This window comes from Janthinobacterium sp. SUN120 (assembly GCF_030397735.1).
GTDB classification, from domain to species: domain Bacteria; phylum Pseudomonadota; class Gammaproteobacteria; order Burkholderiales; family Burkholderiaceae_D; genus Janthinobacterium; species Janthinobacterium kumbetense.
Window position 1 is genome coordinate 267,215 of record NZ_JAPUBW010000004.1, and the last position, 20,397, is coordinate 287,611.

The following is a 20,397-nucleotide window of genomic DNA, read 5'->3' on the forward strand; positions in this document are numbered from 1 at the left end:
TGCATGCAAACTGTTTCCTGTCCCAGCTGCGGCGCGGAAGTCCGCTTCCGCTCGCACGCTTCCGTACTCGCCGTGTGCGAGTACTGCCACAGCACCATCCTCAAGGACGCCGATTCCGTCAGGGACGTGGGCAAGATGTCGGCCGTCCTGGAAGACTATTCGCCGATCCAGATCGGCACGGCCGGCGTGCACGATGGCGTGCACTTCACCGTCGTCGGCCGCATCCAGCAGCGCTACAGCGCCGGTACGTGGAACGAGTGGTATCTGCTGTTCGACGACGCCAGCACGGCGTGGCTGGGCGACTCGTCCGGCCTGTACACCCTGACGCGCGTACGCAGCACGCAAGACGCGCTGCCTGCCTTTGCCGAGCTGGCGCCGGGCAGGCGCTACACGATCTGCGGCGAACCGTACACGGCGGCCGAGATCCGCAGCGCCGAATGCATCGCCGGCCAGGGAGAATTGCCCTTCAAGGTGGGCGCTGGCTGGCGCATCCAGGTGGCGGACTTCCGCAACTACGCCAGCTTTGTCACGCTCGACTATACGGATGGCCCGCAACCCATCGTCTACCAGGGCGTCGCCGTCACCCTGGACAGTTTGAAGTGCCAGCTGCTGCGCGACGACGATACCATCGCCAGGAGCGCCGGCAAGTACCGCGGCAAGCTCGATGCGCTCGACTGCCCGTCCTGCGGCAGCGGCATCCAATATGTGCCCGGCGCTGCAGCGCAGCTGGTGTGTCCCGCCTGCCATGCGCAACTCGACGCCAGCGGTCCGGAAGCGCAGGTGCTGGCCATCGGCAAGCAGGTGCACGACAACGCCGACCTCACCCTGGAGCTGGGCGCCAGCGCGAAGATCAACAATGTGGATTTCACGGTGATCGGCATGATGCGCCGCGCCGACGACGAAAGCAGCGAGTGGAACGAATACCTGCTGTATGGCGCGCGCGCCGGCTTCTTCTGGCTGGTGGAAACCGACGATGGCTGGTCGCGCTCGAACGTGCTGCCGAACTGGCCCAACTGGGCCTCATTGGACGCCGATACCTGCACGCTCGATGGCGCCACCTACCGCAAACTGTATGACTACGGCTCGCAGGTCGTGTATGCGGCGGGTGCCTTCAACTGGAAGGTGGCCGTCGGCGACAGCACGCGCGTGTTTGAATTCGAGCAGGGACAGACCAAACTGGCGGCGGAGCTCACCGGCGAGGAAATGACCTGGTCGCGCTCCGCGCCCGTCGCCCATGACCAGATGGCCGCCTGGTTCGGCAGCGCCTTCCATGGCGGCGCCAAAGTGCAGAATATCCAGCTCAGTCATCGCGGCATCGCCAAGGTCTTCATCGTCATCGTGCTGGTCTTGAATGCGGTCCCCATGTTTGTCTCATTCTCCAGCACCCTGATGTGGAGTTTGCTGGGCTGCCTGGCGCTGTTCCTGCCTGCCGCTTTTCTCGACAAGAATGCAAAGAATCCCCCATGAGTAAATACGTGATCTACGCCCTGATGGTGACCTTCAGTGTTACCGCCGCCAACTGGGTGCGCATGTTCAAGGTGGCCGGCAGCAGCAGCGGCAGCAGCTGGAGTTCGCGCACGGGCAGCGGCGGCGGCAGCTATGGCGGCGGCTCCAGCGGCGGCAGCCACAAGTAAGCATGACAGCCACACCGCATCTGCCCCTAGGCACCCATTTGCTGGCGGACCTGTCGGGCATCGCACCGGAACGCCTGCGCGATGGCGCCGCGCTCGATCGCCTGTTGCGCGACGCGGCCGTCGCGGCCGGCGCCCAGGTGCTGCACAGCCATTTCCACAGCTTTGGCGCCGGCCAGGGCGTCACGGGCGTGGTGCTGCTGGCCGAATCGCACATCTCCATCCACACCTGGCCGGAATGCGGCTTTGCCGCCGTCGATATCTTCATGTGCGGCGCAGCCCGGCCGCAACTGGCGCTCGACGCCATCAAGGATGCGCTGCAGGCGACGCACTGCCAGCTGCAATCGGTGCGGCGCGCGCCACCCGGGCATTCCTAGCGCCGCTGGTGGATCGCGGGGGGATCGCTTACACTGTCGGCTCATATCCCAACCGTGACTCCCATGCGCCGTTCCGCCCTCCTTGCCCTGCCCCTGCTGCTGGTTTCAGCCTGCAACGACTACACGGCGCCCAGCCTGTACCAGGCCACCACGCCCGAGTGCAAGACGTGGACGGAGGGTTCACGCTTCGAGCTGCCGCGCGGTATCAGCGTGTATGCCACACCGCCTGTCACCCTGAAGGATGGCGGCACCGAGCTGGCGCTGATTTTTACTCTTCCCATCGGCACGCAAGCCAGCTTCACGCGCCTGTCCTTCCTGCTGGAAGAACCAAAACAGCAGTCCTTCGCCGAAGCCAAGGTGCTGACCATCTACCAGCGCGGCATGAACCGCAAGGCGGAAATCGTCGACGTCATCGAGCAGCTGCCCATCATGTTTTCCGCCGTCGGTTCGAGCGCCGAAACCCAGTGGCGCCTGCGCCTGCAACTGCCGCGCCAGCTGCCGCAGCGCTTTGATTTATCCATGCCCGACATGCTCGTCGCCGGCAAGCGCTACCCGGTGCGCACGTTTACGTACCGCTATTTCCCCGAGCGCAGCGCTTACGGCATGTGCAGCTAATGTTGACGGCGGCGCGCGCCGCTGGCACACTGGCGTTTTCCCTCACACAACAGGAGTAGACAACATGCGCCATTCGGATACTGCCGTGCTGTCGGCTGCCTGATCACGGTCTTTCCCCGCTAAGACCCTTAGCCCGCCATTGCCCATACGCGTGATCGCGTAGCCGACTTCCCTTTCTTTCGTGCCAGTCATAACGACTGGCGGTGCCTGCACGCGCAGGCTTCACGTCCGTACGCGGACGACAGAATTTGGAATCACGCTACCATGATCGCATTCGATTTTGCGCAACTACGCCTTATCGGGCTGCAGCAGGCCATCGCCGGCGCAGCCACCCAACTCGACTTATCTTCCCCTGCCGCACAACTGCTGCGCGTGAGCGCCGTCCACCGCGACAGCCTTCTCGTGCACGACGGCACCCGGGAACACCCGGCACAGGTCCTGCCGCGCCTGTTGCACGAGCTGCTGGCGCAAGACACCGTCCTCACGGTCGGCGACTGGGTCGCCGCCGAACACGATGCTCACGGCACGCTGTGGATAACGGCGCACTTATCCCCAGTCACGCAAATCGCCCGGCGCGGCAATGACGGCCGGCGGCAAGTGCTCGCCAACAATGTCGATACGGCCCTGCTGGTAATGGGACTGGACGGGGATTTCAACCCACGCCGGCTGGAACGCTATCTGGCCATCGTGCTGGCGGCCCAGGTCAGCCCCGTGGTGGTGCTGAGCAAGGCCGACGTGGCCGACGACGTGCAGGGCAAGCTGGCGCAGCTCAAACAGCGCCTGCCGTCCCACGTGCCCCTGTTTGCCATCGATACGCGCCATGCGTATGACGTGGCCATCCTGGAACCGTGGCTGGGTGCCGGCCAGACCTTGGTGCTGCTCGGTTCATCGGGCGCCGGCAAGTCCAGTCTGACCAATACCTTGTCTGCGGCGCAGCAGGCAACCAACGGCGTGCGCCATGGCGACGGCCGTGGCCGGCATACGACGACGGCGCGCTCGCTGCACCTGTGCGCCAGCGGCGCTTGCATCATCGATACGCCGGGCTTACGCAGCTGGCAGGCCGACGCCGATGCGCAGACCCTGGCGGCCACATTTGACGACATCGCGGCGCTCGCCTCGACGTGCCAGTTCCGCGACTGCCAGCACGCCAGCGAACCAGGCTGCCAGGTGCGTGGCGCCGTCGATGCGGATCGCCTGCGCAATTATCACAAGCTGCTGCGCGACGCCCGGCGCGGCGAGGAGACGCCGCTCGAGCGCATCGCCGCGCGCGCCAGGTGGAAGACGATCTTGAAGGCGGGGCAGGAAAGGAGCAGGCAGAAGCGCCAGGAATAGCCGTCAAAGCATAAAAAAAGGCAGCCCGAAGGCTGCCTTTCTTGTTGCTGGCTCGCTGATTACAGCTTGCGCAGCTTCTGGATCGCTGCCAGCTGCGCAATCGCGCTGGCCAGCTCGGCTTGCGCTTGCGCGTAGTCGATGCCCGAATCCTTGTTGTGGATATTTTCTTCCGCCAACTTCTTCGCTTCCAGCGCTTTCGCTTCGTCGAGGTCGTGACCGCGGATCGCGGTATCGGCCAGGACGGTCACGGTATCCGGTTGCACTTCCAGCAGGCCGCCGGCAACGAAGACGAACTCTTCTTCAGCCTGGCCGACTACCTTGATGCGGACCGCGCCCGGACGGATGCGGGTAATCAAAGGCGTGTGACGTGGGTAGATACCCAGCTCGCCCTGTTCACCCGGCAACGCGACGAATTCTGCTTCGCCTGAAAAAATCAGTTCTTCAGCGGAAACCACGTCAACGTGAATTGTGTGTGCCATGTGTGTCCTATCGGGTTGAAGAACCCCGCCTTCTAAGGGGCGGGGTTAGGCCCAGACTTAACTTAGTTAAGTTTCTTGGCTTTTTCGATTGCTTCTTCGATCGTGCCGACCATGTAGAACGCTTGTTCCGGCAGGTGATCGAGTTCGCCCGAAGCGATCATTTTGAAGCCCTTGATCGTGTCTTTGAGCGAAACGTATTTACCAGGCGCGCCGGTAAAGACTTCAGCGACGTGGAAAGGCTGCGACAGGAAACGCTGCATCTTACGTGCGCGGGCGACCAGCAGTTTGTCTTCCGGTGCCAGCTCGTCCATACCCAGAATCGCGATAATGTCGCGCAATTCCTTGTAGCGTTGCAGGGTCGTTTGCACGGCACGCGCGGTGTCATAGTGCTCTTGACCAACGATCAACGGATCCAGCTGACGCGAGGTCGAATCCAGTGGGTCCACGGCTGGGTAGATACCCAGGGAAGCGATGTCACGCGACAGCGCAACGGTCGAATCCAAGTGAGCAAACGTGGTAGCAGGCGACGGATCGGTATAATCATCGGCTGGAACGTAGACGGCCTGGATCGAGGTGATCGAACCGGTCTTGGTCGACGTAATACGCTCTTGCAGACGGCCCATTTCTTCCGCCAGGGTCGGTTGGTAACCCACAGCCGATGGCATACGGCCCAGCAGTGCCGATACTTCGGTACCGGCCAGCGTGAAGCGGTAGATGTTGTCGACGAAGAACAGAACGTCCTTGCCTTCATCACGGAACGATTCCGCGATCGTCAGGCCGGTCAGCGCAACGCGCAGACGGTTACCTGGCGGTTCATTCATCTGACCGTAGACCATCGCCACTTTGGAGTTCTCTGGGTTTTCCAGATCGACCACTTTCGCGTCAGCCATCTCGTGATAGAAGTCGTTACCTTCACGGGTACGCTCACCGACACCGGCGAACACGGACACGCCGCTGTGCGCCTTGGCGATGTTGTTAATCAGTTCCATCATGTTCACGGTCTTGCCTACGCCAGCGCCGCCGAACAGACCAACTTTACCGCCTTTTGCAAACGGGCAAACCAGGTCGATCACCTTGATGCCGGTTTCCAGCAGTTCTTGCGATGGCGACAGTTCGTCGTATGCAGGAGCGGTGCGGTGGATCGACGCGATCTGCTCGTGCGACACAGGGCCGCATTCGTCGATCGGGTTGCCCAGCACGTCCATGATGCGACCCAGGGTTGCTTTACCGACTGGCACCATGATTGGTTTGCCGGTGTTCTGGATCATCATGCCGCGACGCAGGCCATCGGACGAGCCGAGTGCAATGGTACGGACAATGCCGTCGCCCAACTGCTGTTGTACTTCCAGGGTCAGTTCCGAGCCTGCCATCTTCAAGGCATCAAATACCTTAGGCATCGCGTTGCGGGGAAACTCAACGTCCACCACAGCGCCGATACACTGAACGATTTTGCCATCAGCCATGTTCGTTCCTTCAATATAGTTAAATTCGTTTAAACCGCAGCCGCACCGGCGACGATTTCGGAGAGTTCTTTGGTAATCGCAGCTTGACGGGTCTTGTTGTAGATCAGCTTCAATTCGCCGATCACACTACCCGCGTTGTCGCTTGCAGCTTTCATCGCGACCATCCGTGCCGATTGCTCGGACGCCAGATTCTCCGCGACTGCCTGGTACACCAGCGCTTCTACATAGCGCTCCAGCAATTCGTCGATCACGCTTTGCGCGTCCGGCTCGTAGATGTAATCCCACGAGTGGGCACCCTTGTCGGCGACCATCTTGTCGGCCGTCAGGGGCAGCAATTGCTCCACGACTGGTTCCTGTTTCATCGTGTTGATGAATTTGGTGTAGCACAGGTACACTGCATCGATCTTGCCTGCCTGGAACTCTTCGAGCATGACCTTGACGGGTCCGATCAGTTTGTCCAGGTGGGGCGTATCACCGGTTTGAATGGCGTGCGCAATGATCTTGACGCCGATGCGATTCAAAAAACCCAAACCCTTGTTACCGATGGCAACTGCTTCAACCCGGTTGCCAGCTGCTTCCAGCTCGCGCGACTTCGACGTCACCTGGCGCAGGATGTTGGTGTTCATGCCGCCGCACAGACCCTTGTCGGTCGTGACAACGATGAAACCCACTGCCTTCGCTTGCGTGCCCTGGGCAGCTGCCAGGAACGGGTGCGTGTATTCCGGATTGGCGGTCGCCAGATTGGCGGCGATATTCCGAATCTTGTCACTGTAGGGACGGGCGGCCCGCATCCGGTCTTGCGCCTTGCGCATTTTGGACGCGGCGACCATTTCCATCGCCTTGGTGATCTTCTTCGTATTCTCTACGCTCTTGATCTTGCCTCGTATCTCTTTGCTTGATGCCATGAGTCCTTACTCCTTCTGCGCGTAGGGCGGCGCCTCACTCAAAGGTGGGCGCCGCCTGGCCGCTTAATATGCGCCGGATTTCTTGAAATCAGCAATGGCCGCCGACAGAGTTGCTTCGCTGTCTTTGTCGAGTTGCTTGGTTTCTTCGATCTTGGCCAGCAGAGCAGCTTGCTTGGTCTTCATGTAAGCGTGGACACCAGCTTCGAACGACAGCACTTGCTTGACTGGCACGTCGTCCATGAAGCCTTTGTTCACCGAGAACAGCGATACGGCCATCAGCGAGATCGACAGTGGCGAGTATTGGGCTTGCTTCAGCAATTCCGTTACGCGCGCGCCGCGGTCCAGCTGCTTGCGGGTCGATTCATCCAGGTCCGAAGCGAACTGCGCAAACGCGGCCAGTTCACGGTACTGCGCCAAGTCGGTACGGATACCGCCGGACAGGTTTTTGATGACCTTGGTCTGGGCGGCGCCACCGACGCGCGATACGGAAATACCGGCGTTAATTGCAGGACGGATACCAGCGTTGAACAGCGAGGTTTCCAGGAAGATCTGACCGTCGGTAATCGAAATCACGTTGGTTGGAACGAATGCGGACACGTCGCCAGCTTGCGTTTCAATGATCGGCAGTGCCGTCAGGGAACCGGTCTTGCCTTTGACGGCGCCGTCGGTGAACTTCTCGACATAGTCGGCGTTCACGCGTGCTGCGCGTTCCAGCAGGCGGCTGTGCAGGTAGAACACGTCGCCTGGGTACGCTTCGCGACCTGGTGGACGGCGCAGCAGCAGCGAGATTTGACGGTATGCAACAGCTTGTTTGGACAGATCATCGTAGACGATCAGTGCATCTTCACCGCGGTCACGGAAGTATTCGCCCATGGCGCAACCGGAGTACGGCGAGATGTATTGCATGGCGGCCGATTCCGAAGCGGAAGCGGCGACAACGATGGTGTATTCCATCGCGCCGTGCTGTTCCAGCGAGCGCACGATGTTCTTGATCGACGAGGCTTTTTGGCCAATCGCGACGTAGATACACTTCATGCCCTGGCCTTTTTGATTGATGATCGCATCAATCGCCACAGCCGACTTGCCGGTTTGACGGTCGCCGATGATCAGTTCGCGCTGGCCGCGGCCAACTGGAACCATCGCATCGATCGATTTCAGGCCGGTTTGCATTGGTTGCGAAACGGATTCACGGGCGATCACGCCCGGGGCGATTTTTTCAATCGCGGCCGTCAGTTTGGTCTCGATGGCGCCTTTGCCGTCGATCGGCTGACCCAGCGCGTTGACAACGCGGCCGAGCAGCTCAGGACCGACTGGCACTTCCAGAATGCGGCCGGTGCATTTCACCGTGTCGCCTTCGGAGATGTGCTCGTAGGCACCCAGAATCACGGAACCGACGGAGTCGCGTTCCAGATTCATGGCCAGGCCAAACGTGTTGCCTGGGAATTCCAGCATCTCGCCTTGCATCACGTCCGACAAACCGTGGATGCGGCAGATACCGTCGGCGACGGAAATAACCGTGCCTTGATTACGCACTTCAGCGCCGCCGTCAAGACCTTGGATCCGGCTCTTGATCAACTCGCTGATTTCAGATGGGTTGAGTTGCATACTAACTCCTAAAAGTGTTTCTCTCAGCTTGCGCGAGGGGTAAGGGTCTGTCTAAGCTGGCCTGCCGAAGCGCGTGTCTTACGACACCAGTGCAGCGTGCAGTTGCTGCAGCTTGGCGCGCACCGAGGTGTCGAGCACTTGGTCGCCAACAACCACGCGCACGCCGCCGAGCAGCGATGGATCCACTGTGACGGCAGGGTTGAGCTTACGACTGAATTTCTTTTCCAGCGTTGCGACCAGCTCGGCCGTTTGGCCTTCGCTCAGATCGAAAGCGCTCGTGATCTCGGCGTCAGCCGCACCTTCCAGGCCATTTTTCAAGGCATGGAATTGCGCGCCGATTTCCGGCAGCAGGCTGATGCGGCCATTTTCGATCAACATCGTGACGAAGTTTTTCACTTCCTCATTGAGCGGCGATTTCAACAACGACAGGATGGTGGCGGCGACGTCGCTTTCCGAAACTTTCGGATTGCGCGCGTACGCCTGTACCTCGGGGTGGCTACCGATCTGTGCCAGTTCGGACACCAGTTCGGACCACGCCGCGAGGTTGCTTGACTCCTTACCAGCTTGGGCTACGCGGAACAAAGCTTCCGCGTAGGGACGGGCGACGGTTGCGAGTTCTGCCATGATTACAGCTCGACAGCAAGACGCTGCAACATTTCGGCGTGAGCCGTAGCGTTTACTTCACGCTTCAAGATCTGCTCGGCACCCTTGACAGCCAGGTCAGCCACCTGAGCGCGCAATTGTTCGCGTGCTTTCGACAGTTGCTGTTCGGCGTCCGACTGGGCTTGCGCAATGATACGCGCAGCTTCAGCTTGTGCATTTTGCTTGATCTCTTCAGCAACCAGCTGCGCGCGCTTTTCAGCGTCCGCAACGCGTTGCGACGCTTCTTCACGTGCACTGTTCAATGCCTCTTGCGCACGCTTTTCAGCGACTGCCATCGAAGCCTGACCTTGATCGGCCGCAGCCAATCCATCCGCGATTCGTTTGGCACGCTCATCCAGCGCGTTGTTCAGCGCTGGAAATACGAACTTCATCGAGAACCAGACCAACACCGCGAAGGTGATCATCTGGCCGATGAGCGACATATTGATGTCCATACCTTTGCTCCTAACTAAAAGTTTCTCCTAGGGTTGGAGCGAATTACTGAGCAACAGCCGTCAGAGCGGACAGGAACGGGTTAGCGAACGTGTACAGCAGAGCAACACCAACGCCGATCATCGAGATAGCATCCAGCAGACCAGCGATAACGAACAGTTTGGTTTGCAGTTGTGGCATCAGTTCTGGTTGACGTGCCGAAGCTTCCAGGAATTTGCCACCCAAGATAGCGAAGCCCAGAGCGGTGCCGATTGCGGCCAGGCCGATGATGATTGCTGCTGCCAGAACGGTCATGCTTTGTACTTGTGCGATCAGAGCTTGCATAAAATTCTCCTAAATTTAAAAACGAAAGATACTAAAAAAACAAAATATAAAGTTAATGATTAATGTTTCTCAACCGCAAGGCTCAGATACACAACCGTCAACGCCATAAACACAAAAGCTTGCAAAGTTACAATCAAGATATGGAAAATTGCCCATGGACCACCCAACGCCCACTGTGCCCACCAAGGCAACAACGCGATCAAGATGAAAATCAGTTCGCCGGCATACATATTGCCGAACAGTCGCAGCGACAGGGAGATCAGTTTTGCAACCAGCTCAACCATTTGCAGCAGGAAATTGACAGGTGCCAGGGCGATCGTGCCGATCAGGCCGCTCGCATGGAACGGTGCCGTGAACAGTTCCTTGATCCAGCCGCCCAGGCCCTTGGCCTTGATCGAGAAGGCGATCACGCACAGCACGACCGACAGCGACATGGCGAAGGTGTGGTTGACGTCGGCGGTCGGCACGGCGCGCAGTTTATGCACGCCAAACCAGCTCAGGATCTTCGGCAACAGGTCAACCGGCAGGAAGTCCATCGCGTTGAGCAACCAGACCCACACAAAAATAGTGATGGCCAGCGGCGCGATGACCTTGCTTTTCGCGTGGAAGGCCCCATTAATAGTGTCATTGACGATTTCCATGACCATTTCGACGAAGTTTTGCAACTTGCCAGGGACACCAGCCGTCGCGCGGCGCGACGCCATATAGAAAACAGCCAGGAAAACAAAGCCCAGAATGGCCGAAATCCAGAACGTATCCAGATTGATCATGCCGTCGGCACTTCTCAGGTGGGCCAGATGGTGACTGATGTATTCTGTGGCGTTGGCCGGGGCAGCATGGCCCGCTTCAATAGCGTGTTCTGTGGTCATAATGAATTTAGATTTGTCGTTTCAGAGCTCAACAGGCCCCAAAACCAATGATTAAACAGCGAGCAATGAAAACCAGTATGCTAAGGTTGCCACCGCGAAACCCAAGATCAGCCATAACCAGGCGGCCGACTGAAACAACACCAGTGCCAATATAAACAGCACCGCTGTGATAAATATTTTCACCACTTCTGCGCGCAAATGCGCCCGGAATGCCTTATTGGCGTCGCTAGAACCGCGAACCACCAACAGGGCATACACCAGGCTACCGATGACTGCGATAGCGCCGCCGTATGCGGCGGACCAGCCTCTGACATTGCCACCAAAAAACAGGGTGACCGTGGCAAAGCTGATAGCGATTGCTAGCTGCAATGCAACTACTTTGTAGACTGGCTTGGCAATACTTTGTTGTGAATCACTCAATTGCCAAGTTCCCAGAAAAATCTACACACGCAAAGACACGGGATTATAGTTGGCTTTGATCTATAGAGTCAAACGTTGCTGCACCGCAGCAGGGCAATTGCTGCGTGAAACTGACGCTTTACCGACTATTCGCCGCCTTTTGCACCACTATATGGCAAAGTCGCTTGTCTGGCCGCTTCCAGCCGTGTTATCAAGGAATCACGTGGTGCATCTGGAAAGCATGGCTGGATCGTCCACACCCGCATGGCCCCTGTCTTTGCAGCTTGCTATTTAACCACGCAAGCGGGTCAACAAACCATCGAGCACGTCAAGATCGGCAAAATCAATCACCAATTGGCCGCGGCCCTTGTTGCCCATCTTGAACACCACGGGCGTGGCCAGCGCATCGGACAACTCTTCTTCCAGGCGCGCGATGTCGCCGGACTTTTCCTTCTGCCGCGGTTCGACCGGGTTGGCCGCTTCCTCGACCGTGCGGGTGACGAGCTTTTCCGTTTCGCGCACCGACAGGCGCTTGGCCACGACCTGGTTCGCCAGGGTGATCTGGCTGGCCGCATCGACGGCCAGCAGCGCGCGCGCATGGCCCATGTCGATATCGCCGGCCATCAGCATGGTTTGCACTGGATTGGCCAGGTTCATCAAACGCAACAGGTTCGACACGGCGCTGCGCGAGCGTCCCAGCGCAGTGGCCGCTTGCTCATGCGTAAAACTGAAGTCGGCGATCAGGCGGTGGATGCCCTGCGCCTCTTCCAGCGGATTCAAGTCTTCGCGCTGAATGTTCTCGATCAGCGCCATGGCGGCGGCGGCCAGATCGTCCACGTCGCGCACCAATACCGGCACTTCCGTCAGGCCGGCCAGCTGCGAGGCGCGGAAACGGCGTTCGCCAGCGATGATTTCATATTTGATAACGCCGCTCAGGGTGTCTTGCCCGATCGGCCGCACCAGGATCGGCTGCATCAGCCCCTGCGCCTTGATCGAGGCGGCCAGTTCATTCAAGGCCCCCTCGTCCATGCGCGTGCGCGGCTGGTATTTGCCCGCTTGCATTTGCGACACGGGCAAGTTCGACGGTTGATTCGTGTCCGGACTGGCAAAGTCGCCGCCGCCGCCCAACAGGGCGTCGAGTCCGCGACCCAGTCCTTTTAATTTTTTCGTAGCCATGCTGTCCTAATCGTGTTTTCAGAGTAAGCGCTTACATCGCAATGTGCAGGCGCTCGCCCCTTGTTTACATATGTTTGATACGTTCGACCATCTCGGCGCCGAAGGCGATATACGCCTGGGCACCTTTCGAGCTGGGGTCGAAGGTCACGCCGGGCAAGCCGTACGATGGCGCTTCGGCCAGGCGGACATTGCGCGGGATGATGGTATTGAATACCTTGTCGCCGAAGTGCTGCTCCAGCTGCGCCGACACTTGTTGCGATAATGTCATGCGTGGATCGAACATCACGCGCAACAGGCCGATGATCTTCAAATCTGGGTTCAGGTTGGCGTGCACCTTCTTGATGGTGTTGACCAGGTCGGACAAACCTTCCAGCGCGTAGTACTCGCACTGCATCGGGATGATCACGCCATGCGCGGCGCACAGGCCGTTCAGGGTCAGCATCGATAATGCCGGTGGGCAATCTACTAATATGAAGTCGTATTCGCCGTCCACTTCGGCCAGCGCATCCTTCAGGCGGCGTTCGCGGTTGTCCAGTTCGACCATCTCCACTTCCGCGCCGGCCAGCTCGCGGTTCGACGGCAAGACATCGAAGCGCCCCGCTTCCGAACGCTGGCGTGCCGTCTTGACATCGGACTCGCCCAGCATCACTTCATAGGTCGACGCCTTCAGGCCGGCCTTGTTGATGCCGGCGCCCATGGTCGCGTTGCCTTGCGGGTCGAGGTCGACCAGCAGCACGCGCTGGTTCAACTTGGCCAGACCGGCGGAGAGGTTGACGCTTGTTGTGGTTTTACCAACACCACCCTTTTGATTTGCTACACAAAAAATTTTGGCCATGTATCTTCTAGTTGTAAAGAGATGCAAACTTCATCGTGCGCCCCGGCACCCGGCCGAAACGATTTATATTATTTATTTCGTTTATACGATATAAATCATTTATATCGTTTATACCGTATAAACTGTTTATATGATTTATACCGTTTAATTTCCGGTTTTTAAATTCTTGCTATAAAGACCAGATGACGCTCTGCATTTAGCCCTGGCACCTGGATAGGCCGCAATTCCGTCACTTGCCAGTCTGCCGGCAGTCTCTCACGCTCATCTGGCGGTGCCACCCCTTTCAAGGCGATGAATTGCCCGCCCTCGGCCAGCACGTGGTTCGACCAGTTGACGAAGTCGGACAGGTCGGCAAAGGCGCGCGAGGTGATCACGTCGAATTTCTGCTGCACTTCCAGCTGTTCCACGCGTTTCGTGTACACGGTCACGTTGGCGAGGCCCAGTTCGGCCTTCACTTGCGTCAGGAATGCCGTCTTTTTATGCACCGTGTCGATCATCGACACCTTCACATCGGGCCGCGCGATGGCCAGCACCATGCCCGGCAAGCCGCCGCCGGCGCCCACGTCGAGCACGTTTTTCGCCTGCGCGAAGGCCGGCACGGCGGCCAGCGAATCGAGCACGTGCAGGGTCAGCATCTGCAGCGGATCGCGCACCGACGTCAGGTTGTACACGCTGTTCCATTTGGCCAGCAAGGCCAGGTAATCGAGCAGTTTTTCCGTCTGATCCGCGCTCAGGTCCAGCCCCAGCGCGGCGATGCCTTCATTCAAAATCTGGGCCAATGCGGCCCGGTCAAACTGCTTCATTCAACAACCTCGTCCTTTAAAGTGGTGGTCTGCGCGGCACCGAAGCCGCGCTTTTTCAGGTGGACCAGCAGCAGCGAAATCGCCGCCGGCGTCACGCCGGAAATGCGCGAAGCCTGGCCCAGGGTTTCCGGGCGCTGCTTGTCGAGTTTTTGCCGCACTTCGACGGACAGCGCGCCGATGTCCAGGTAATTGAAACCCTCTGGCAAGGCCAGGTTTTCATAGTGTTCGTGGCGCTCGATTTCCTTGCTCTGGCGCTCGATGTAGCCCGCGTATTTGAGCTGGATTTCCACCTGCTCGCGCACGGCCGCGTCTTCCACGCCGGGGCCGGCCAGGGCCTGGCCTTCGATGCCCGTCATGCTCATCAAGGTGTCGTAGGCGACGTTCGGACGGCGCAGCAAGTCCGCCAGCGAATACTCGCGCTCGATGGCCTGGCCCACGATGCGCTCCGATTCGGCGGCTGCCAGGATGCGCGGGTTGACCCACGTGGAACGCAGGCGCTCAAGCTCGCGCGCCACCGCTTCGCGCTTCGTTTCAAACGCTTGCCATTGGGCGTCGCCCACGCAGCCCAGGGCGCGGCCGATTTCCGTCAGGCGCATGTCGGCATTGTCTTCGCGCAGGCTCAAACGGTACTCGGCGCGGCTGGTAAACATGCGGTACGGTTCCTGCACGCCCTGCGTGATCAGATCGTCGACCAGCACGCCCAGATAGGCCTCGGAGCGGCCCGGTACCCAGGCTTCCTTGTCCTGCGTCAGCAAGGCCGCATTCAGGCCCGCCAGCATGCCTTGCGCGGCCGCTTCCTCGTAGCCCGTGGTGCCGTTGATCTGGCCCGCAAAGAACAGGCCGGCGACGGCCTTCGTTTCCAGCGATGCCTTCAAGCCGCGCGGGTCGAAATAATCGTATTCGATGGCATAGCCGGGACGCAGGATGTGCGCGTTTTCCATGCCCTTCATCGACTGCACCAGGGCGATCTGCACGTCGAACGGCAAGCTCGTGGAGATGCCGTTCGGATAGAACTCATGCGTCGTCAAGCCTTCCGGCTCGAGGAAGATCTGGTGCGATTCCTTGCCCGAGAAACGGTGGATCTTGTCTTCAATCGAGGGGCAATAGCGGGGCCCCACGCCTTCGATGACGCCCGTGTACATGGGGCTGCGGTCCAGGCCGGCACGGATGATGTCGTGCGTCTGGTTATTCGTGTGCGTAACCCAGCATGGCACCTGGCGCGGGTGCATGGCCGTGTTGCCCATGACAGAAAAGACGGGCACGGGATCGAGGTCGCCCGGCTGCTCTTGCATCACGGAGAAGTCGATCGTGCGACCATCGATGCGCGGCGGCGTGCCCGTTTTCAGGCGGCCCTGCGGCAGTTTCAGCTCTTTCAGGCGGGCCGACAGGGAAATGGCGGGCGGGTCGCCGGCACGGCCGGCCGAGTAGTTATTCAAGCCCACGTGGATCTTGCCGTCGAGGAAGGTTCCGGCCGTCAACACGACGGCGCGCGCGAGAAACTTCAAGCCGATCTGCGTGACGGCGCCGACGACCCGGTCGCCTTCGACGATCAGGTCATCGACGGCTTGCTGGAACAGCCACAGGTTAGTCTGGTTTTCCAGGCGCGTACGGATGGCGGCCTTGTACAAAATACGGTCGGCCTGGGCGCGCGTGGCGCGGACTGCCGGGCCTTTCGAGGAATTCAGGATGCGGAATTGGATGCCGGACTCGTCGGTGGCGATCGCCATCGCGCCGCCCATGGCATCGACTTCCTTGACCAGGTGGCCCTTGCCGATGCCACCGATGGAAGGGTTGCACGACATCTGGCCCAGTGTCTCAATATTATGCGTGAGCAATAGCGTCTTCTGCCCCATGCGGGCGGAAGCGAGGGCCGCCTCGGTACCGGCGTGACCACCACCGACAACGATGACGTCGAATTCTGTAGGAAATAACATGATAAATAGGTAACAGTGCAAGTAAAAATGCGGGATGAGAGCTCCGATTATAGAGTCTTTTTGCAAGCGCAACCTTGCGCAGCGCATTTTTTGCTTAATTTTTACTCAGCAGGGGCCAGTCAACGACGATTTCTGTTTCACGTGGAACACGCAACGTGGTCAGGCAGAGGGCTGCGGTGGTGTGAAATGTTTGCTACAATTGCCGCATCGTCCGTCAACGTGACCACGCCAGTGGCCAGCGGGACGATCATCCAGGAGGACGGCCTCCCCCATCATGGGAACACACCGGGACGGCCCGCTCTGTATAAGGAGCCGCCATGGCCTGGATACTATTACTCATTGCCGGCGTATTTGAAGTCGTGTGGGCATACTCGATGAAACTCTCCGAGGGTTTCACCAAACTCACTCCCTCCGTCATTACCATCGTCATGATGATCGCCAGCTTCGGCTTGCTGTCGCTGGCCATGCGCACCCTGCCCCTGGGCACGGCCTACACGATCTGGACGGGCATCGGCGCCGTCGGCGCCTTCATCGTCGGCATCGTCTTTCTGGGCGAGCAAGTCAACACCATGCGCGTGTGCGCCGCCGTCCTCATCGTGTGCGGCATCGTGCTGATGAAACTGTCGTCCAGCCACTGAGAGGAATCCCCATGCTCCTCGAAAACTATTTTCCCGTTCTCCTGTTCATTCTGATCGGTATCCTCGTCGGCATCGTGCCCATGCTGCTGGGCCGCGCGCTGGGTCCGCACAAGCCGGACCCGCAAAAACTGTCGCCGTATGAATGCGGCTTCGAAGCGTTCGGCGATGCGCGCATGAAGTTCGACATCCGCTTCTACCTGGTCGCCATCCTGTTCATCCTGTTCGATATCGAGGTGATCTTCCTGATGCCGTGGGCGGCCAACGTCAATGAACTGGGCTTGCATGGCTTCTGGGCCGTCATGGGTTTCCTGGGCGTACTGACCATCGGCCTGGCCTATGAATGGAAACGCGGCGCGCTGGAGTGGGAATGAGCAAGCTGCTGTTGCTCAACCTGCTGATGGGTGCCGGCCTGGCCTATGCGGCCGTGCGCGAGTATCGGCAAGGTGCGCGCACGTTCCGCGTGCTGGCGGCCGTCTCCAGCCTGTCGCTGCTCGTGAGCCTGGGGCTGGCCAGCCAGCTGCAAGACTAAATGGTTCCACGTGAAACATACGCGGAGCGGGAAAGCGGAGTAAGCTTGGCTTCTGTCCTTGCCGCCAGGAGTCTGCATGCCCGCCTTCCAGTTCCGCACCGTGCCGCATCTGATCGTTGAACCGGGCGCCGCCGCCCAACTGGGCGCGCATATCGCCCATCACTTCCCCACCGTCCGCCGCGCCCTGCTCGTCACCGATGCAGGGTTTCTGCACACGGGACTGGTCGATGCCCCTCTGCACAGCTTGCGGACAGCAGGCATCGACACCCATGTTTTTTCCGACGTGCAAGCCGATCCGCCCGAAGCCATCGTGCTGGCAGGCGTGGCCCAGGCCCGGATGTTTCACGTGGAACTGATTATCGGCCTCGGTGGCGGCAGCTCGCTGGACGTGGCCAAGCTGATCGCCGTGCTGGTCCCCGGCCACCAGGAGCTGGCCCAACTGTACGGCATCGGCAATGTCCACGGCCAGCGCCTGCCCCTGGTGCAATTGCCGACCACGGCGGGCACGGGCTCGGAAGTGACGCACATCGCCATCGTCACCACGGGCGCCACCAGCAAGATGGGCGTGGTCGCGCCGCAACTGTATGCGGACCTGGCCATCCTCGACGCCCGCCTGACCCTGGGCTTGCCGCCCGCCGTGACGGCTGCCACCGGCATCGATGCCATGGTGCATGCGATCGAAGCGTACACCAGCCGCCTGCTGAAAAATCCCTTGTCCGACATGCTGGCCATCCAGGCGCTGTCGCTGCTGTCCGGCAATCTGCTCACGGCCTGCCGCGATGGCAGCCACTTGCCGGCGCGCCAAGCCATGCTGCTGGGCGCAATGCTGGCCGGCCAGGCGTTTGCCAACGCCCCCGTGGCCGCCGTGCATGCGCTCGCCTATCCCATCGGCGGCCTGTTCCACGTGCCACATGGCCTGTCGAATGCGCTGGTGCTGCCACACGTGCTGCGCTTTAATCTGTCCCACGCGGCGCCCCTGTACGCGCAACTGGCAGCCATCGTGCAGCCCGGCATTACGGGCAGCGACGAGGCGCGGGCGAATGCCTTGATCGACGCCATGCAGGAGATTGCCTCGGCCACGGGCATCGCCCGCACCCTGCGCGAGGTGGGCATCGCGGCCAGCGACCTGGACCGGCTGGCCGATGAAGCCATGCTGCAGACGCGCTTGCTGGGCAACAATCCCCGTCCCGTCACGCGCGGCGATGCGCGCGCCATCTATGCGGCCGCGCTGTAAAAACATACAAGACATAAAAAAAGCCACGCATGGCGCGTGGCTAGCCTTGCGACCACGAGCAGCCGCTAGTTGGGAATATCCACCACCGTGCCCGTCACGCTGATGACATTGCCGGCCGCCGGCGTTGCCGCAATGGCCGGCACGTTGACATTCGTGATCAGGGTCGACGCATCGGCGCGCGTCACCGTGCGCACCACCTGCGATGGCGGCAAGGCTTGCTTGGCGTTCAAGTGCGCATACATGGCGTCCAGCGCCCGGTTCAGGTACACGTGCAGGGGCACGATCAGGGTCGGCAAGGCGCTGCTGAAGGAATCGAAGTGGTTCGCGTTGGTCACCTCGATATAACGCAGGCGGCTATTCGTCCCTTCCACCGCTGCGTTCAGCCCCAGATAGGCGCGCGAGGCGTGATTGACGGGAATCAAGGTGTCGCTGCGGCCATGCACGATGAGGGCCGGTTTGCCATTGAGTTTGCCCGTCGCCTGCACCTCGGCCATGCCTGCCCGTACGCGCACGCTTTGCGCGGCCAGCGTACCCTGCAAGTTGGCGTTGCTGACGGCATCGCGTCCCGTCGCCAGGCTGCGCAGGCACAGGAAGCCGTCGAGCGACTGGTCCGCCAGGCTGCTCGACGGCGAGACGCCGGCCGTGTACACCCTGGCGCCGCCCACGCTGTTTTCGTACACGACATTGCCCACGATGCCGCTCTGCGCGGCAAAGCTGACAGCCTTTTGCGCCGTGGTAAACGCGATCGGATTGCCGCTGAGATCCGTCTGCGCAAACGTGAAACCGCACACTTTATCGGTCACGGAGAATTTGCCGTAGGCATACGCATACGTGACGGCCACGAGGATATTCGTGCCCGCGTGCGCCGCCTGCAGCGGATCGGAATCCGCTAACCAGCCATACGCGCGCAAGCGCTGCTTCGCGTCCGCCTGCTGCGCCGCCAGGTCGGCGCCGTTCAGCATGCCCTTGCTCACCAGCGCCGTGCAGCGGCCCGCATTGCCCACCACGGAAGCGATGCATGGCTGGTACAGGGCGGCATAGGTGGCGTAGTCGAACAGCGCGCGGCCGGGATTGGCCACCACCGCCCCGCCCTGGCGCACGCTGTAGGCAGTCGATGGCGCCGGCTGGACTTGCGGCTCGCTGGCCGCCACGCCGCCGATCAAGCCCTTGCTATCCTGTTCCGCCGCCAGCAAGGCCGAGCCGGCGCCGTTGGAAATGCTGGAGGCAATCGTGATCGTGTTCTTCGGCGTCAGCCGCACGACGCGCGAACTGCCGTCGCGGGCCAGCACCCCATAGCGCTCGTTCAACACGTAATACGCCATCTCGATGGCCTGCAGGGTGACCTTGCCCCAATCCTTTTCCGGATTCTGCTGCGAATGCGCGTGCTTGAAGGCGATGCGGTTCGGGTTGGCAGCGGCCCAGGCCAGCCGGTCGGCATCGCTCAAGTCCGGCGCGAAGAGCGCGTTCTTGCCGGCGGCCACCCTGCCCGCGCGCACGCCGTTCTGCAGGTTGACGCTGTCATCTTCAAACACATACAGACCCGTGCCGGAACCCTTGTCGGCATACGCCACGGCACAACCCTTTTTCAGCCCCCATTCGCCCGAGCTGCCGATGGCGCCGTAAATGCCGCGCGAGCCGCTGGACGTGCCCGTGACGATGCAGGCATGGTCCGGGTCGAAGCTGGCCGGCACCTGCACCATCAAGGTGACATTCCTCTTGCCCGTGCCATCGTCGGCATACGCGATGTATTCGCTGCCGGCGATCAGTCCTTCGCCCGTACCCACGGTCCCGGACGCATCCACGTTCGGTCCGTACAAGGTGCCGTAGCCGCTGTTGGCGGCAATGTCGAGCACGGCGCGGTAATTGGCGTAGATCGCATTGCGGCGCAATTCGACCGGCGTCGGCTGCTCCGCGTTCGCATACGCGGGAGTCGCTCCCGCCAGCCCCGTCTTGCCCAGGCCGGCCGTCAGCAGATCGTTCGTCTTGCCGTCGTAGTCGGTCCGCGTGATGGTGCCCAGGTAGCCCGGTATCTGGTTACGTTCTTCCGGTGCATGATTGCTGCCGCAGGCTGCCAACGCCAGCAGGGTGCACAGGCTGCTCCCCGCGCGCGTGATCGTCGTTTGCATGGTGGTTCTCTCCGTTAAGGTAACAGTG

General features: G+C 60.5%; 23 protein-coding genes. 9 read left to right on the forward strand and 14 right to left on the reverse strand.

Translation table 11 applies throughout. The features are described from left to right. Positions 1–3: 3 nt before the first annotated feature. The 5 genes from O0879_RS21810 to rsgA all read left to right on the forward strand — a co-directional run bounded on the left by O0879_RS21810 (position 4) and on the right by rsgA (position 3,955). Positions 4–1,467, forward strand: a complete 1,464-nt coding sequence (locus tag O0879_RS21810; protein WP_289918712.1) for a DUF4178 domain-containing protein — start codon at positions 4–6, stop codon at positions 1,465–1,467. After that, the gene (locus tag O0879_RS21815; RefSeq protein WP_157814714.1) at positions 1,464–1,634 is read left to right on the forward strand and encodes a hypothetical protein; all 171 of its coding nucleotides are present in this window, start codon (positions 1,464–1,466) and stop codon (positions 1,632–1,634) included. Before O0879_RS21810 ends, O0879_RS21815 begins: the two co-directional genes overlap by 4 nt. 2 nt (positions 1,635–1,636) lie before the next feature. Further along, positions 1,637–2,008, forward strand: coding sequence for an adenosylmethionine decarboxylase (speD, locus tag O0879_RS21820; RefSeq protein WP_289918713.1), 372 nt, complete (start codon positions 1,637–1,639; stop codon positions 2,006–2,008). A 63-nt stretch (positions 2,009–2,071) separates the two neighbouring features. Next, the gene (locus O0879_RS21825; protein ID WP_289918714.1) at positions 2,072–2,623 is read left to right on the forward strand and encodes a hypothetical protein; all 552 of its coding nucleotides are present in this window, start codon (positions 2,072–2,074) and stop codon (positions 2,621–2,623) included. Between the two features lie 264 nt (positions 2,624–2,887). Next, on the forward strand, positions 2,888–3,955 hold the full coding sequence (gene rsgA, locus O0879_RS21830; RefSeq protein WP_289918715.1) for a ribosome small subunit-dependent GTPase A: 1,068 nt from the start codon (positions 2,888–2,890) through the stop codon (positions 3,953–3,955). Positions 3,956–4,014: 59 nt separating this feature from the next. On the opposite strand, the gene O0879_RS21835 is transcribed toward rsgA, so the two are convergent. The 13 genes from O0879_RS21835 to mnmG form a co-directional block, all read right to left on the reverse strand. Then, positions 4,015–4,434: a F0F1 ATP synthase subunit epsilon gene (locus O0879_RS21835; RefSeq protein WP_077398374.1), complete on the reverse strand. Its 420-nt coding sequence runs from the start codon at positions 4,432–4,434 to the stop codon at positions 4,015–4,017. Positions 4,435–4,496: 62 nt separating this feature from the next. Continuing rightward, positions 4,497–5,897, reverse strand: a complete 1,401-nt coding sequence (gene atpD, locus O0879_RS21840) for a F0F1 ATP synthase subunit beta (protein ID WP_034752705.1) — start codon at positions 5,895–5,897, stop codon at positions 4,497–4,499. Positions 5,898–5,926: 29 nt separating this feature from the next. After that, a complete protein-coding gene (atpG, locus tag O0879_RS21845) occupies positions 5,927–6,802 on the reverse strand; it encodes a F0F1 ATP synthase subunit gamma (protein WP_034783836.1) in 876 nt (291 codons plus the stop codon). 63 nt (positions 6,803–6,865) lie between these two features. Beyond that, on the reverse strand, positions 6,866–8,407 hold the full coding sequence (gene atpA / locus O0879_RS21850) for a F0F1 ATP synthase subunit alpha (RefSeq protein WP_034752701.1): 1,542 nt from the start codon (positions 8,405–8,407) through the stop codon (positions 6,866–6,868). A gap of 78 nt (positions 8,408–8,485) precedes the next feature. Continuing rightward, on the reverse strand, positions 8,486–9,031 hold the full coding sequence (locus O0879_RS21855) for a F0F1 ATP synthase subunit delta (protein WP_034752699.1): 546 nt from the start codon (positions 9,029–9,031) through the stop codon (positions 8,486–8,488). A 2-nt stretch (positions 9,032–9,033) separates the two neighbouring features. Beyond that, positions 9,034–9,504, reverse strand: a complete 471-nt coding sequence (locus O0879_RS21860) for a F0F1 ATP synthase subunit B (protein WP_034752697.1) — start codon at positions 9,502–9,504, stop codon at positions 9,034–9,036. Positions 9,505–9,547: 43 nt separating this feature from the next. Continuing rightward, positions 9,548–9,826: a F0F1 ATP synthase subunit C gene (gene atpE, locus O0879_RS21865; RefSeq protein ID WP_034752695.1), complete on the reverse strand. Its 279-nt coding sequence runs from the start codon at positions 9,824–9,826 to the stop codon at positions 9,548–9,550. A 59-nt stretch (positions 9,827–9,885) separates the two neighbouring features. Further along, positions 9,886–10,695 carry a F0F1 ATP synthase subunit A gene (gene atpB, locus O0879_RS21870; RefSeq protein ID WP_046681851.1) on the reverse strand — a complete coding sequence of 270 codons (810 nt, stop codon included), beginning with the start codon at positions 10,693–10,695 and terminating at the stop codon, positions 9,886–9,888. Positions 10,696–10,746: 51 nt separating this feature from the next. Next, the gene (locus tag O0879_RS21875; RefSeq protein WP_035823464.1) at positions 10,747–11,115 is read right to left on the reverse strand and encodes an ATP synthase subunit I; all 369 of its coding nucleotides are present in this window, start codon (positions 11,113–11,115) and stop codon (positions 10,747–10,749) included. Positions 11,116–11,385: 270 nt separating this feature from the next. Then, positions 11,386–12,270, reverse strand: coding sequence for a ParB/RepB/Spo0J family partition protein (locus tag O0879_RS21880; protein WP_289905986.1), 885 nt, complete (start codon positions 12,268–12,270; stop codon positions 11,386–11,388). Positions 12,271–12,334: 64 nt separating this feature from the next. Then, on the reverse strand, positions 12,335–13,105 hold the full coding sequence (locus O0879_RS21885) for an AAA family ATPase (RefSeq protein ID WP_034752687.1): 771 nt from the start codon (positions 13,103–13,105) through the stop codon (positions 12,335–12,337). 158 nt (positions 13,106–13,263) lie between these two features. After that, positions 13,264–13,908, reverse strand: a complete 645-nt coding sequence (gene rsmG / locus O0879_RS21890) for a 16S rRNA (guanine(527)-N(7))-methyltransferase RsmG (protein WP_289899681.1) — start codon at positions 13,906–13,908, stop codon at positions 13,264–13,266. Further along, the gene (gene mnmG, locus O0879_RS21895; protein WP_289918717.1) at positions 13,905–15,842 is read right to left on the reverse strand and encodes a tRNA uridine-5-carboxymethylaminomethyl(34) synthesis enzyme MnmG; all 1,938 of its coding nucleotides are present in this window, start codon (positions 15,840–15,842) and stop codon (positions 13,905–13,907) included. Before mnmG ends, rsmG begins: the two co-directional genes overlap by 4 nt. A 317-nt stretch (positions 15,843–16,159) precedes the next feature. Here mnmG and sugE point away from each other — a divergent pair, with 317 nt between their 5' ends. From sugE to O0879_RS21915, 4 genes are all read left to right on the forward strand, one after another. Beyond that, positions 16,160–16,480 carry a quaternary ammonium compound efflux SMR transporter SugE gene (gene sugE, locus O0879_RS21900; RefSeq protein WP_289918719.1) on the forward strand — a complete coding sequence of 107 codons (321 nt, stop codon included), beginning with the start codon at positions 16,160–16,162 and terminating at the stop codon, positions 16,478–16,480. 11 nt (positions 16,481–16,491) lie between these two features. Further along, on the forward strand, positions 16,492–16,851 hold the full coding sequence (locus O0879_RS21905; protein ID WP_289905988.1) for an NADH-quinone oxidoreductase subunit A: 360 nt from the start codon (positions 16,492–16,494) through the stop codon (positions 16,849–16,851). Next, positions 16,848–17,009, forward strand: a complete 162-nt coding sequence (locus O0879_RS21910; RefSeq protein ID WP_289918720.1) for a hypothetical protein — start codon at positions 16,848–16,850, stop codon at positions 17,007–17,009. Before O0879_RS21905 ends, O0879_RS21910 begins: the two co-directional genes overlap by 4 nt. A 76-nt stretch (positions 17,010–17,085) precedes the next feature. Beyond that, the gene (locus O0879_RS21915) at positions 17,086–18,243 is read left to right on the forward strand and encodes an iron-containing alcohol dehydrogenase (RefSeq protein ID WP_289918722.1); all 1,158 of its coding nucleotides are present in this window, start codon (positions 17,086–17,088) and stop codon (positions 18,241–18,243) included. Positions 18,244–18,308: 65 nt separating this feature from the next. Here O0879_RS21915 and O0879_RS21920 read toward each other — a convergent pair whose 3' ends face one another. Beyond that, positions 18,309–20,369, reverse strand: a complete 2,061-nt coding sequence (locus O0879_RS21920) for a 3-hydroxybutyrate oligomer hydrolase family protein (protein ID WP_289918724.1) — start codon at positions 20,367–20,369, stop codon at positions 18,309–18,311. Positions 20,370–20,397 lie beyond the last annotated feature (28 nt).

Coding starts and splice junctions, on each gene's coding strand:
- atpA (WP_034752701.1), bottom strand. CDS start 8,407: ATGCAACTCAACCCATCTGAAATCAGCGAGTTGATCAAGAGCCGGATC.
- atpE (WP_034752695.1), bottom strand. CDS start 9,826: ATGCAAGCTCTGATCGCACAAGTACAAAGCATGACCGTTCTGGCAGCA.
- rsgA (WP_289918715.1), top strand. CDS start 2,888: ATGATCGCATTCGATTTTGCGCAACTACGCCTTATCGGGCTGCAGCAG.
- O0879_RS21915 (WP_289918722.1), top strand. CDS start 17,086: ATGCCCGCCTTCCAGTTCCGCACCGTGCCGCATCTGATCGTTGAACCG.
- O0879_RS21855 (WP_034752699.1), bottom strand. CDS start 9,031: ATGGCAGAACTCGCAACCGTCGCCCGTCCCTACGCGGAAGCTTTGTTC.
- speD (WP_289918713.1), top strand. CDS start 1,637: ATGACAGCCACACCGCATCTGCCCCTAGGCACCCATTTGCTGGCGGAC.
- O0879_RS21825 (WP_289918714.1), top strand. CDS start 2,072: ATGCGCCGTTCCGCCCTCCTTGCCCTGCCCCTGCTGCTGGTTTCAGCC.
- sugE (WP_289918719.1), top strand. CDS start 16,160: ATGGCCTGGATACTATTACTCATTGCCGGCGTATTTGAAGTCGTGTGG.
- atpB (WP_046681851.1), bottom strand. CDS start 10,695: ATGACCACAGAACACGCTATTGAAGCGGGCCATGCTGCCCCGGCCAAC.
- atpG (WP_034783836.1), bottom strand. CDS start 6,802: ATGGCATCAAGCAAAGAGATACGAGGCAAGATCAAGAGCGTAGAGAAT.
- O0879_RS21880 (WP_289905986.1), bottom strand. CDS start 12,270: ATGGCTACGAAAAAATTAAAAGGACTGGGTCGCGGACTCGACGCCCTG.
- mnmG (WP_289918717.1), bottom strand. CDS start 15,842: ATGTTATTTCCTACAGAATTCGACGTCATCGTTGTCGGTGGTGGTCAC.
- O0879_RS21910 (WP_289918720.1), top strand. CDS start 16,848: ATGAGCAAGCTGCTGTTGCTCAACCTGCTGATGGGTGCCGGCCTGGCC.
- O0879_RS21815 (WP_157814714.1), top strand. CDS start 1,464: ATGAGTAAATACGTGATCTACGCCCTGATGGTGACCTTCAGTGTTACC.
- atpD (WP_034752705.1), bottom strand. CDS start 5,897: ATGGCTGATGGCAAAATCGTTCAGTGTATCGGCGCTGTGGTGGACGTT.
- O0879_RS21905 (WP_289905988.1), top strand. CDS start 16,492: ATGCTCCTCGAAAACTATTTTCCCGTTCTCCTGTTCATTCTGATCGGT.
- O0879_RS21810 (WP_289918712.1), top strand. CDS start 4: ATGCAAACTGTTTCCTGTCCCAGCTGCGGCGCGGAAGTCCGCTTCCGC.
- O0879_RS21885 (WP_034752687.1), bottom strand. CDS start 13,105: ATGGCCAAAATTTTTTGTGTAGCAAATCAAAAGGGTGGTGTTGGTAAA.
- O0879_RS21835 (WP_077398374.1), bottom strand. CDS start 4,434: ATGGCACACACAATTCACGTTGACGTGGTTTCCGCTGAAGAACTGATT.
- rsmG (WP_289899681.1), bottom strand. CDS start 13,908: ATGAAGCAGTTTGACCGGGCCGCATTGGCCCAGATTTTGAATGAAGGC.
- O0879_RS21920 (WP_289918724.1), bottom strand. CDS start 20,369: ATGCAAACGACGATCACGCGCGCGGGGAGCAGCCTGTGCACCCTGCTG.
- O0879_RS21860 (WP_034752697.1), bottom strand. CDS start 9,504: ATGGACATCAATATGTCGCTCATCGGCCAGATGATCACCTTCGCGGTG.